The following is a 12,697-nucleotide window of genomic DNA, read 5'->3' on the forward strand; positions in this document are numbered from 1 at the left end:
TACCAAAGATGATAAGAATGGATAATGGGCCAGAATTCATCTCACACAAGCTGGATGAATGGGCGAAGGAAAACAATGTAGAACTGCTTTTTATCGAGCCTGGAGAACCAACACAGAACGCATATATAGAAAGATGCAATGGAAGCATCAGAAGAGAATTGTTAAATGCCTACATATTTCATTCGTTGGATGATGTGAGGGAAAAGGTAGAGGAATGGATGATGGACTATAATTACCATCGACCACACCAGGCATTGAACTTCAAATCTCCCATCGATTTATTGCAGGAAAGTTGAGGACAAAATTATACTTTTGAATGGTCTGAAAAACAGGGGAGCTTACAATCTTAATTTGCCGACCATCAGGGCGCATCCTATCTAAAGCATCCTGAACAACAAGGATTTAAATGAAGCTGAATGGATGATACATAATATACTCAATATGACTTAATTGATATGATTTCCGAGGCCGAAAATTTAGGAGGAAAGACAGGGGGAATCAAGTGGGATATAACCAACATGTTTTCCTTCATTTTATTTTAGTGTCCAAATTAACAATTATAACAGACTCCAGGATCGATAATAATGGAAATCAATTATCGATTTCATCTTCTCAGTTAATAATCAAATTAAATGGGTTTATAACCACATTTAAAACAACCCAATCTCTTTGGTCTTTGCTATTATCTACTTTTGGCTGTAGATTTTCTATAGCATTTAAAAAACCGCTATTATAATTTATCCCCTTATCTGTGGTTCGATAATGAAAAAAAGGAATCAAAACAAGCTTCGAGGCATATTGTTGGTAAGTGACATTTAGTGACTTTATTTTTTCAATTAATACGGAATCTAGTCTGATCGCTCTAATTGTCTCATTACTCACCTCTTTCGGAAAATACACGTCTTTAATTTTTCCAGCTTTGTCAAACGCTATTGTAATTGAATATAAGTGCACAAAGTCTGTTGGTGTCGCTGAAAGAAGCTTGTTGTCCAAATGCTTTATAATAACCTTGTTAATTGCTAGCCTTATATCGTTCTGTTTTTTTTTTTCTTGTGCATGACAAAAAAAAGATATGGACAGTAATAATAAAGTGATAATCTTTTTCATATTTCTTAATTACAATATGTTCCTAATTTATCAGCTGCAGACTTACTTTTATGTTTATCGTTCAGATTTGTTATCGCGCTTCTTTGTGCATCTGTTAGCTTAGTTGTATAAAATGGAGTTTTTTCCAAACCTCCCCATGATAAAGCCCAGGCCTCTGCGCTGCTCAAATTAGGAAATGCAATTTTCAAAGCTCCTGTCATCAGGGTTACATATTTGGTAGCCATATCTTGATGCTGATCCGTAATTATATATTTACCATTACTATCTTTTGTTAATTTTGATTCCATAAATGCATGCAGGATTTCATGGTAAACTGTTGCCACAATATACTCCTTTGAAGCATTTGGTAGTTTATTTTCATTGAGCCTTATTTCAAAGGCAAAACCACTTAATCGCTGCATTTCGGCATCAGTAGTACTGTTAAGGTTTGTTGTATCTCTTATTTCCAGTTCGAGATCGTCAAATTGATTGCCTCCGAAGGTAGTATTCAACATGTCTCTAATCGTGGTCTTCGCATTTAAAGCAACACTTGTTTGAGCCTTCAAACATGGGTTTTTCACTTTGTCGATAATTTCTCTAGGCTGTGGATCTATAGGCTCCGGCGTAACCGGGGGTTTAGGGTTACAATCAGGATTCTGGTGTACCATTAGCTTAGCACCCCTTGCACCATTGTAAGAAACAGAAGGTGGCGTACCACCGCCACTGCAAGGGTCATAATCATTTGGCGGCGTTGGACTGGTACCACCACCGCCACCACCGCCACCGGTGCAACTGGTAATTTCAAAAGATATATTGACATAACCAGCTCTTTCATCCCCAACCAAAGCGCAACCCGAATCATTGGGACCGTGCCTACCTGAGGCACAGTTATAGGCAGATTGATAATAATAAGTTGTCGTAGTGCAATCTTGGCTACCATCAGCTAAGGATACTCTTTCTGAAAAAGCCGCTGAAGCGATTTTTCCTCGAACACCGGTCGCAAATGTTTTTCCTTGACTGACTGAATTACCAGTTCCACTATTTAAATAGGTAACACCGATAGTTCCATCAAACTTACCTGGATGGCCAGACTTCCATTCCGATATCCATTTTTGTGTAGGAATGTAGGTATTGATAAAAATTAATGTACCGGCCTCACTTACATCAACAGTTAGGTTCTGAAAGATGGTGGCTCTAGGTGTCGATAATTTTACAGGGAAAATATAACTCGTATGCTCATTAGCTTTAATTACTTTTATGCTATCGGTCTGCACTTCAAAACCAGCATATGTGTCAGCAGTATTAATAGCCATTAGCTTACCCTGCCGGCTTAGTGGTTTTGCAAAAGCAGCTTTTAAAGAACCAAGTGTATTAATGTTAACTTTACTCTTAAACTCATCCAAAGAAATAATATCGGTTATAGAGCTATGATGGTAAGAAAAAATTTTATTTTTCTGTACGGGATCAACTTTTTCTTTATCAACCTCATCTTTTTTACAGGAATGGATAAATAGAAGAAGTACCAAAGTAAAAAATATGGTAAGGCATGTTTTCGAACTGGAGCGAAAAAGAGATTTAAGAGACATTAATTTATGTTTAAGTTTTCCATTTCAATATTATTCAATATTTTTATAATTTGCAAATAACTGATTGACAATCTAGTGCTAAATTTAATGTGCGGTTAATGAGTTCAAGAAACTAGGAATTGGATGGATATTGCTCAAAGGGGTGGAGATAAGTTTCATGAAGATGGATGCCATATAGTACGATGTTATAAGTTAGAAGTATTGGACTAACAAAATCTCAATAAACTATCCAATTAGTAATAAAATCCACACTACTGCTAAGCATTCTAAAAAACTAATCCTAACTGCATATAAAAAAGCCGGAACTTTCCCGAAGAAAAGCCCGGCAGTTAACGCTCTCTAGAGCACAATATATGAAAACTTAACTAGGTGGGGATATTAAAATGTCAAATACTTAAAATTAGTACTTACAAAATAGGTTACTCTTAAATGCTAGCCTGATAATTCAAGATTGAAGCTTTACTAGTTATTCATTTGCCGGTATATTTAAATACCAATCGTTAAGGCTAGCACTCCAGAAAAATGTGATGTAGCATTTGCCGCTATAAAAACCTTTTGGGATGTGTCCTTCGGGGTCAACAGCGTTAAAAGTATGTGATGATCCGTGCGGAAGGTTTTTGCCCTCCGGTAATAAATTGATCAAATCTTTAATCTGGGATACGGTAATATTCATTGTTAATTTTATTTTTTATTCAACAGAGATTACTGATACTAAAAGTAAATTAGTCCTTTTTTTCTGCTATTCTATATATCAATAACTCCGCGGCATTAAGATATTCATTATTAATTTAATGATCAAACTCCAGAGAAAGAGTCAATAAACCAATAGATCCCCAACATAGAACTTTGTTTAAGCGTCTTCTCTCGCTCAGAACAAGAACCCAGCCCCGAAGCAAAAAAACTATAAAAAAACGAAAACAAAATTTGGCTACTACAACGATACCAACTGCGCTTGATCATCACTATCACTGGACAGCTGGCCACTCAATACTTGATCATCCGGCGTTTTATTCGCCCTGGCCAATATCTTTTCGCACTCATCTCTGATCAACCCCTCCACCTGTGCCTTAATCATCACATAATTCTCCGCAATCTCCTCCTGGCCCACTTCCCTGGGCCTTGGGATCTGCTTATACCCTTTCTCCTCCTGCGCAATCGCTCGATGGTCATTCTGGATCTCGCAGTGGAACATTTTGAGTTTGATCTTTTCCTCCGGGTTATCTGCCACTATGCCCACAAATTCTCCCGACGAAAGCGAAGCAATCTTAGATGCGGGCACTGCATAATCAATCTGGGTAGAGCGTGAAATCGAAATATCAGAACTGTTTATACTTTTACTTTCCTTATCCTGTACAATTTTCCCAAAGTTTTCCGATAGTTTTTTCGCCGTATCCCCACTCACCTGACCACTGATAATATTGCCCACAATATTGGTAATTACATCCGCCTGCTCCTGCCCGTAATCCTTCCTTAACTGCGAAAAATCCTGTAAACCAAGCGTAGTCGCACATTTATAGCCCCTGGCCACCGCAATATGGCTATCCATCCCGCCAACAAAAATCGACGAGTACTCATCAAAAACAATACTGCTTTTCAGCATCCCTTTTTTATTCACCAGTTTCAGCATGCGGTTCACGTAGAGCGAGAGCACCGCGCCGTAGGTCTGCACCTTCTGCGGATTGTTGCCCATACAAACAATCTTCGGCTCCTTGGGGTTGTTGATATCCAGCGTAAAATCATTGCCGCTCAAAACATAATATAGTTGCGGTGAAGAAAGCCTGGCCAAACCAATCTTGGCTGAAGCGATCTGGCCTTCCAGTTGCGGCATGGCTTTCCTTTGCAGTGCCGAAATAAAAGGATTGATCAATACCCTGATCTCGGGCTCTTCCTGTAATACCGCAAATAACCGGTCATATTCCGCCTGGATCAGCTCAATCGCATGCGGCAACGTACAATAACGGCCATCCTGATATTTCCTCAAAAACCAGATTACCGCCGTGACAAAATTGATGGCGCTTTCCACAAAAAAATCACCCTGCTTTTTGATCCAGTCCCGGTTCAGTCCCAGCATAATCGTGCGGCTGGCCTCTGTGGCATCGGTGATATCTTCCATGCTCTGGGGATCCAGTGGGTTACAGCGGTGGTAAATCCGGTCAAAATCGATGACCCAGAAAGTAGGTTTAACCTGATAATTGCCCTGAAATTTCAGCAATTCATTATAGGCAATGATCGATAAATCGTTGAACTTGAAATCATACAAAAATAGGCTAAAACCCTTGCGGATATGCTGGGTGATCACATGCCGGATCACAAAATAACTTTTGCCCGGCCTTTCCCAGATCCGGGGGTGCCTGTCACCAGCAGCCCCCGGAACGGATTAATAATATTGATGTAAGAGTCCCTTATTTTTCCTTTTAAATTGTATTTCGCCGGTAGATTCACCGAATATTCGTTCTCGATCAAACGCTCCTCCTGCGGAAAGGTCTCATTCTCACTATTGAACACATCGGTATTGATCGAAGATTTAATTAACCTGGACAACATTCCTCCTCCGGTAAGCATCAGTAAATAGCCGATAGTAGTCATCCCAATATAAAGCCCCGCCGTCAGCTGAGGACCAAAACCTCCGACAAAAACAATCGCCGATGCAAAATAAATGATTATCCCGAGGGTTAAATAAATGCCGATATCGCGTTTTCTAATCTTTTCATCCTTTCTTCCTTTTACCGCCAGCAGTGAAACAACTAAACATAACAGTGCCGCAGCCTTTGGCAAAAGATACCCATCAAAAAGCCCTGTTTTAGCGACATTACCGATTAGCCTATCGGTGATACCCGCTGCAAATCCCCATAACCTAAAAGCCAGATAACAGCTCATATAAAAATGGATGCTTAAAATAACCAGGCTGATCAGCCTGGTAAAATCGGCGATCTTCCTGAGCCCGCCAATATCTTCCCCTGTGTTCATATGCGATGATTTAAATGCTTAACTCCTGTGATTGCGTTTTTCCCTTCCGGCGTTTTTTCTTCTTCAGCGCTGGATTTAAAGGATCAAAATCCGCTTTCTCCAACAGCAAATCCAGTATCCCAACATCTTCTCTCTTAAAAAAGTCTTTCATTTCAGTCCGTTCCCTTTCCGCGTTCTTTTCTGCGCCATGCCCGGCCTTCCCGTTTTTATCGTTTCCGCAGGCCAGTGCGATCCGCTCAGCCAGTGAACCGTTCGCCTGGGTATTGGCATAACGAAAAGTATCCGTCAGCGGCCGCTTGAAATCAAATGTCTCATCAAATACCCGCTCTCCTGATTCCTTAAATGCCGTCCGGTCAAACTGCCCGACCTTTTTGGAATGCTCCACATTTCGCCCCTTGGAATTGTTCATCGGACTGAGCTTGATTTTATTGGTAATGTCCTTACGGCTCACGATCACCTGGATATGCATCTGTTCCCCGGGTTTCGGATCCCCGCGCTTTATCGTTCCATTTTTCACTTCTTTGTCCTTAAAAGAATAATAACGGTGGTTCTCCAGTTTTCCAAACCAAAGCAGGTCCCCATTGCCCTGCACTCCAGCGCGTTTAAAGTTCCGGGCATATTCATCCATAATCTTGACCGCGAAAGCCTTAAATTCAGCTTTGGCACCATCATTATATAAACTTTTCAGGTGGGCAATCTCTTTTTGACTGGGACTGATGTTGATCAGGAAAAACTTAGCATCATCATGGCATAACTTGGCAATATTTTTATCCAGCAGGTTCCTGACCTGGAAAGATTCAATTTCCTCCCCGCTGCCATTAAACCACAGTTCAGGTTCAAAATCCTTAAACAGCCGGTTTTCTTTATCCAAATAATGCACCAAAGCCCCGCTACTCCCTTTATTGTTTCCTGTTTCGCTATCGGTAATATTGATGTACATGCCTATAAATTTTCTACCTGTTTGCGCGTGAGTTCCGCGAGTTCTTCCTTTTCCCTGCCCTTAAAACTGCCCAGTTCTTCCCTGGATTTAATGTAGCTGTTCAGAATCTGCAGGAATTTCGCTTTTAACTGATCCGCCCCATCCATTCGCTGAAGAACCGCTTTGATCACTTTATCGCTCTCTGCTGTTCTTTCCAACATCTGATGCTGGTTTTTCAGCAAGGTTTTATTGGCACCCAGCACCTGTTCATTGAAAAATTTCACAATATCCCGCTGGTTGCCGATCATCTTGTCCACGCCCTGTTTGATGGGAATGAGCAATAGATCTTCCTGGGATTTAATGAAACCCATATAGGTTTTATGGCTCTTAGATAGCGAATTTTTCAGCAAATCATCGTTCAGGTCGGTGGGGTCTTTTTTATTGCGGTGGAAATAATCCACCATCTGCACGAAAACCAGCCGTTTAGAGCGGCCCAGGGCCAAAGCGATCTTCTCCAGTTTCTGATCGGTAGCTGTAGTAAACTTTATCGTTCTTAGCTTCTCCATTTTTAAGGTGTTTATCCATTTAGGCGAATTTCTTGTAAGGTTCCTTTTTTGTTCTTTCCAGCCCCTACGTACCTTTCAGAATCCCCGGAGGATTGGCTATACCCCTCTAGCGCTAGTGTAAGGGCACAAGTTAGGCCTTGCCTTACTTCCGCTTGCTCCTTTTCCTTTTGAGGGGAAAAGGACAAACGGCGAGACCTTGCGAGCCGTGCAAATAAGCCCGAAATAATACTGGTTTTTAGGTTAGTTCTTTCTAATGACCATATCCACCAATAACGGTTTACCCAGCTCATTTGCTTCGATGGTCAATTCTACTGATGTTCCAAAAGGCAGGTAACGTACCTCTGTCCCCCCTGCCATATAGCGATCCTGATTGGCTGCTTTGCGGTAAACCGAAAGCGTAACCTTTTTACCGGAGTCCGTGAGCGTAAAAAAACAATTGACCGTCAGGCCACTTTTTGACCACAGCATAAAATCTAAAGTAGCTACGAAAGTGCCAATAGGAATATCTGCTTTGGCGTAGGCGTAATCTTTGGGTTCATAGCCTGCATCGAGGGCAGGAAAAAAATTCATAACCGTTGTTTCCATGTTTTTCTAAATTGATCATCCAAAAGTGAAAACAAAAGAAGGATCAATATCCAATGTTGGATAGATTGGCAATCGTAAATTGAAATAATCCACCACAATCGGTGCTGCTTAATCAGCATGACCTGTTTCTCCAGCGTAATATTTCCTTCCCGTTCTGGAAAAAGATTTTTTTTCTCAATATATGCAGCTATCTCTGAGAAAGAAAGCGTTCTGTTTTCCTGGTCCAATAATGCCAGCGCAATTGCCTGGTGCAACTTGAAAAGGTTTTTCATGAGCGAAAAGAATATTCGATAATTTTACCCCAAGTTATCAAAATAAACCCATCATTAATCAATTCTGACGATTTTTGACAAGTTTTAAACTGTTGCAAAGGATTAGTTGTATAAAAAAGCGGACCTATAAGTCCGCCTTTATCTTATTCCCTTGCGGGCAATCTTTTTTCTGACCAGTATCACCTGATCTCGGGTTTTATTTACTTTTAAAGCGAACCCTGAGTTCAAAGCCTTTTTTACTGGCCTTGATTTTTATTCTGATGCGTTTAAGCCTATACAGAATAAATGCAATTGAAATGATTTCCATTTTCAACCGTTTAACCCAAATGAACTATCATGCCGATAGCCCTTATCCTTTCCAGTACGAAATCCGGAAAGTAATCTACTAAACCTCAACGGCTTTTAATAAAGATAAACTAGAAGTTAAAAAAATCGAGACCGGTACGGATTTTTTTTAAACTTAAACTCCAAACCTAACAAAACTATGACAATACAACTTAGCTGCAGCTAACTAAAACCTTAAAAAATATCGTTTAAAATTTTCGCTAATCACTTTTTACCTCTAGCTTACAACAAATACAAATAGCGTACTTCGGTATCTGGACTGCGAACCGCATTTATTTCAAATACAAACCCCAGCCATTCTAAAATGAATCCAAAATCTCAGGGCACTCCAGAAATACTATTTTATTCAGGCCCCGTGATCCAAAAAAAAATTCTACACATCAGCCCCACCAGAAAACACTCCACCACCAAAACAACTTGACGACAAAGTAATCCATTAATCAACATCTACAAACGTCCAAAACCGAAAGAACCAAGTGTTACCGCAATACCCCAGCCCCAACCACCAATGCCGTAGAAGCAAAAAGACGGGCGAAGCCGGCAGGCCGCAAACGCGCGCGGGGAACAATAAAAGCCACTGATCGGCGAAAGACAACAGCCCCTACCTTTAAAAACCTTCAGTACCTTTAGCTATTTTGTCTTAGATGACTTTCTTTTCACTTTTAAGGGATTTAGAGCAGAATCCAATAACATTTGGCTGGCCTTACCTGTATTTTACCCAATTCGTTAAAACATATTAAGCAAGCAAAATTTTTGATTCGCCCTTCCTGATATGCAATGATTGATCGCCATTAATATTGCTAAGATATATTCTAAGAAAATAAATTAACCTTCGCAAAAAGTACTAGCGCTTTAAAAGCAACTATCCTATAAAAAATCGCTCTCGGGACTAAAAGTTCCATCCCAAGCACCGATCCTTCCACCAGCAATATTTTTGATTCACAAAACTGTCGGTTATCGAAAAAGAAGCTCAGCATAAAAACAACACTGATTATCAAATAGTTACAATGATTTTTACATTTTTGTCCTCCATTAGGCATTATCAGATTTCTTCCAATTTTGCTCAGTTAACACTAGCCATAGAAAATCAACACCCTCATAAACAAACAATTACAATTAAAACAAGGAATACCCCGTTCCAAAATGACCTGTCGTTTACCGGTAAAATACTCCTACCGACATTTGTTTCAAGCAATCCAAAAGGCGTTTTCCCTGTCCTTTCAGGGCCAGGAAAACCTGATGAGATTTGTGAACATAAGAATAAATATAATTTAAACACCATCATGGACATCATCGAAATTATCCTCAAATGCCTCATCCCTACAATTATCCAAGGCCTGTTCCAGCTTGCAATGGCCAAATTAAAACACTGCTTTCCCAATCTGCAGCCTCCGTCCCAATCTCACTTAGCCACGCAGATAAAAAAGCCAGGAGTCAAAAAGCACAGGTTGTCAAAATCTAATACTGCGAAAAAGAAAAGGTGCAGAAAACATTAAGCAGCCTTCAACCCATATCCTAAAACAGTCAACTTCAGCAGGAGGCCATCCAATATTGGACAGCCTGTAAAAATCTTTGCCCAACATTGTATCAAAATGAATTAACTATGGAAACCTTTGGTTTTGAAAAACTTCCCGAAGTCGTGCGTCAGCTGTTTGAAAAAGTAGAACGGATCGAATCCATGCTTGAAAAGCTTCATCCCAGCGAAGAAGATAAAGATGAACTCTTCAACATCCAGCAGGCAGCGGATTACCTGAAAGTATCGGTTCAATCGATCTATGCCAAAGTCAGCCGCCTTGAAATACCGGTACGAAAACCTGGCAAACGACTGTACTTTAGTAAAGCTGAACTCCGCAGCTGGGTGGATCATTCCAGGCGTAAAACCGCCGGTGAACTGATCAGTGAACTAAAAGGTCCCACTGTAAATCATCATCCGAAATTATACTAGAATTATAAGTGTTCTTTGAGCCCATGGTATCCCGAAAGCAACAGGACACGCCCCCAAAAATTATTTCTTTTCAACAATTTGTTTTTGCTAAAATTTTTAGCATTATATTTGCTCATTAATTTAGAAAAGCCAGCCATGCCGGCTGATCATTTTAAGCACTGTGATGGGAAACAAAAGCGAACTGGTAGCCAAACTGCAGCAGGACATCCTGCTCTGGCAGGGCTTTAAACCTGCTTCTGCGGCAAGTGCAGAGCGGATTGGCCTGGGTGCGATCGAAGATGCCTTTCCCGGCGGCGTATTTCCCAAACGGGCCATCCATGAATTTATCACTCTTTTTCCAGAGGACGCCGCTGCCAGCGATGGTTTTATTGCTGGGCTGCTTTCCTCATTAATGAAGGATGGTGCAGCCTGCGCCTGGATCAGCACCTCCAGAAGATTGTTCCCCGGATCCCTCAGTTCTTTCAATGTAGAACCTGAGCGAATTATTTTTATGGATTTAGCTACCCAGAAGGACGTACTTTGGACCATGGAAGAAGCTCTACGGTGTGAGGGCCTGGCCGCAGTGGTCGCGGAAGTCGATGCGCTAAGCCTGGTAGAATCCAGGAGACTACAGCTTGCGGTCGAAGAAAGCGGGGTTACCGGGTTTATCCTGCGAAAAAATGCGAACCGTACGGCCAGTACCATTGCCACCGCCAGATGGCAGATCAGTCCCCTGCCCAGCGTTTTAGCAGACGGGATGCCGGGCCTAGGCTTTCCCAGGTGGCAGGTGAACCTGCTCAAGGTCAGAAACGGGGTTCCAGGCAGTTGGGTTTTAGAATGGTCCGATCAGGGCTTTTTAGCGGTTACTCAGCCACAAGTGCAAACTGGCTGGCAAAACGATGAACAGCGACAGATTGGGTAAATACTATGCAAAGACGTTATGTATCGATATGGTTCCGACAGTTACTCTCGGACTGGCAGCTCATCCGCCGTCCGGAGCTCTCTGAGATCCCTTTTGTCTTTGCCGCCCCTGATCACGGGCGGCTGCTGATTACCGCGGTAAGTCCCTTGGCAGCCGATGCCGGAATTACCCTGGGCATGAAAGCAGCAGATGCCAAAGCGATCTGCATGGGTCTTGAAGTACTCGATGATAAGCCGGGACGCGCGGAGAAATTGCTTCGGGGACTGGCGGAATGGTGCATCAGATATGCACCCATTGTAGCTACCGATGAATTCAGCAAAGATGGGCTGCTGCTGGAAGTAAGCGGCTGCCCGCATCTCTGGGGTGGAGAAAAGTCCTATTTAAAAGATATTGTTTCCCGGTTAAAAAGTAAAGGCTACACGGTTCGCCTAGCGATCGCCGATACTCCGGGCGCAGCCTGGGCCGTTTCAAGGTTCGGAAAAGTTACGCCGCTTATCCCAGGCGGCGAACACCCCCAGGCCCTGCTAGCATTGCCCCCGGAGGCCTTACGTCTGGACGAAGTTATATTGGCCCGGCTTCGCAAACTGGGCTTTTACCAGATCAAAAGCTTTATCCATATGCCCAGGTCTGTACTCCGCAGGCGTTTCGGGGAAGCATTTTTATTGCGCCTAGCCCAGGCCCTTGGAACAGAACCTGAAACGCTCATGCCTGTAGTAATCCCTACAGCTTTTCAGGAACGGCTGCCCCTACTAGAGCCTATCAGGACCGCAGCCGCTATTGAAACTGCGATCACCAGGCTCTTAAAAGTCATTTGTGATAAACTCCGGGCTGAAGGCAAAGGACTCCGCAAAGGAATTTTAACCGGCTACAGGCTTGATGGGCAACTTATCCAGGTTACCATCGGCACCAGCGCGCCCAGTGATAATGCAGCGCATCTATTAAAACTTTTCCAGCTCAAGATCGATCAAATCCGCCCAGGACTTGGTATTGAACTTTTTATCCTGGATGTGCCCAGGGTAGATGATCTGCAGCCAGCCCAGGAAGCGATATGGAGCGCAAAGCCCGGCCTGGATGACGGGAGCGTAATCCGTCTGCTTGACCGGGTTGCGGGGAAAATGGGCCCGCAGTCCATTCACCGTTATCTGCCCGCTACGCAGTACTGGCCAGAACGATCGATTAAGAATACTTTTTCAGTTAGCGAAAAACGCATTTGCGATTGGAGAACAGACCTGCCAAGGCCTACTGAAATGCTTGCTGCACCTGCACCGATTGAAGTGATGGCACTCATTCCCGATCATCCGCCCTGTTTTTTTATTTACAAAAACACCCAGCACCAGGTGGTCAAAGCCGACGGTCCGGAACGAATTGAACGGGAATGGTGGTTAGATGAAGGTGAACACCGCGATTACTATCAGGTAGAGGATGACAGGGGGCGCCGGTACTGGCTCTTCCGCTCCGGACATTACGGCTCGGATCAGCCTTTCAAATGGTTCATACATGGATTTTTTGCTTAAAATAAGGAGAT

General features: G+C 42.5%; 12 protein-coding genes and 1 pseudogene. 5 read left to right on the forward strand and 8 right to left on the reverse strand.

Annotation, left to right across the window (positions count from 1 at the left end; all coding sequences use genetic code 11):
* Positions 1-296: integrase core domain-containing protein (locus tag BMX11_RS22030; protein ID WP_139180252.1), on the forward strand; the 296-nt coding region annotated here is incomplete at its 5' end.
* Between the two features lie 316 nt (positions 297-612).
* Here BMX11_RS22030 and BMX11_RS22035 read toward each other — a convergent pair.
* The 8 genes and pseudogenes from BMX11_RS22035 to BMX11_RS22070 all read right to left on the reverse strand — a co-directional run bounded on the left by BMX11_RS22035 (position 613) and on the right by BMX11_RS22070 (position 7,981).
* On the reverse strand, positions 613-1,107 hold the full coding sequence (locus tag BMX11_RS22035) for a hypothetical protein (protein ID WP_090888997.1): 495 nt from the start codon (positions 1,105-1,107) through the stop codon (positions 613-615).
* Between the two features lie 5 nt (positions 1,108-1,112).
* Complete coding sequence (locus BMX11_RS22040; protein WP_090888999.1) at positions 1,113-2,672, reverse strand: hypothetical protein; 1,560 nt, start codon at positions 2,670-2,672, stop codon at positions 1,113-1,115.
* Positions 2,673-3,138: 466 nt separating this feature from the next.
* On the reverse strand, positions 3,139-3,345 hold the full coding sequence (locus tag BMX11_RS22045; RefSeq protein WP_090889002.1) for a hypothetical protein: 207 nt from the start codon (positions 3,343-3,345) through the stop codon (positions 3,139-3,141).
* A gap of 258 nt (positions 3,346-3,603) precedes the next feature.
* Positions 3,604-5,639 (reverse strand): annotated as a pseudogene (mobC, locus tag BMX11_RS22050) (conjugal transfer protein MobC).
* Between the two features lie 10 nt (positions 5,640-5,649).
* Positions 5,650-6,579 (reverse strand): DUF5712 family protein, encoded by a 930-nt coding sequence (locus BMX11_RS22055; protein ID WP_090889005.1) that lies wholly within the window; start codon positions 6,577-6,579, stop codon positions 5,650-5,652.
* 2 nt (positions 6,580-6,581) lie between these two features.
* On the reverse strand, positions 6,582-7,124 hold the full coding sequence (locus BMX11_RS22060; protein ID WP_090889008.1) for a BfmA/BtgA family mobilization protein: 543 nt from the start codon (positions 7,122-7,124) through the stop codon (positions 6,582-6,584).
* Between the two features lie 240 nt (positions 7,125-7,364).
* Positions 7,365-7,709 carry a hypothetical protein gene (locus BMX11_RS22065; protein ID WP_090889011.1) on the reverse strand — a complete coding sequence of 115 codons (345 nt, stop codon included), beginning with the start codon at positions 7,707-7,709 and terminating at the stop codon, positions 7,365-7,367.
* Positions 7,691-7,981 carry a hypothetical protein gene (locus BMX11_RS22070; RefSeq protein ID WP_090889014.1) on the reverse strand — a complete coding sequence of 97 codons (291 nt, stop codon included), beginning with the start codon at positions 7,979-7,981 and terminating at the stop codon, positions 7,691-7,693. Before BMX11_RS22070 ends, BMX11_RS22065 begins: the two co-directional genes overlap by 19 nt.
* A 1,352-nt stretch (positions 7,982-9,333) precedes the next feature.
* On the opposite strand from BMX11_RS22070, the gene BMX11_RS22075 reads away from it, so the two are divergent.
* From BMX11_RS22075 to BMX11_RS22090, 4 genes are all read left to right on the forward strand, one after another.
* Positions 9,334-9,822, forward strand: coding sequence for a hypothetical protein (locus BMX11_RS22075; RefSeq protein ID WP_090889017.1), 489 nt, complete (start codon positions 9,334-9,336; stop codon positions 9,820-9,822).
* Between the two features lie 107 nt (positions 9,823-9,929).
* Positions 9,930-10,271, forward strand: a complete 342-nt coding sequence (locus BMX11_RS22080) for a helix-turn-helix domain-containing protein (protein ID WP_090889019.1) — start codon at positions 9,930-9,932, stop codon at positions 10,269-10,271.
* A gap of 163 nt (positions 10,272-10,434) precedes the next feature.
* Complete coding sequence (locus BMX11_RS22085; RefSeq protein WP_090889022.1) at positions 10,435-11,172, forward strand: ImuA family protein; 738 nt, start codon at positions 10,435-10,437, stop codon at positions 11,170-11,172.
* 5 nt (positions 11,173-11,177) lie between these two features.
* Positions 11,178-12,686, forward strand: a complete 1,509-nt coding sequence (locus tag BMX11_RS22090) for a Y-family DNA polymerase (protein WP_090889024.1) — start codon at positions 11,178-11,180, stop codon at positions 12,684-12,686.
* Positions 12,687-12,697 lie beyond the last annotated feature (11 nt).

The organism is Pedobacter rhizosphaerae, from assembly GCF_900111155.1.
Classification (GTDB): Bacteria; Bacteroidota; Bacteroidia; order Sphingobacteriales; family Sphingobacteriaceae; genus Pedobacter; species Pedobacter rhizosphaerae.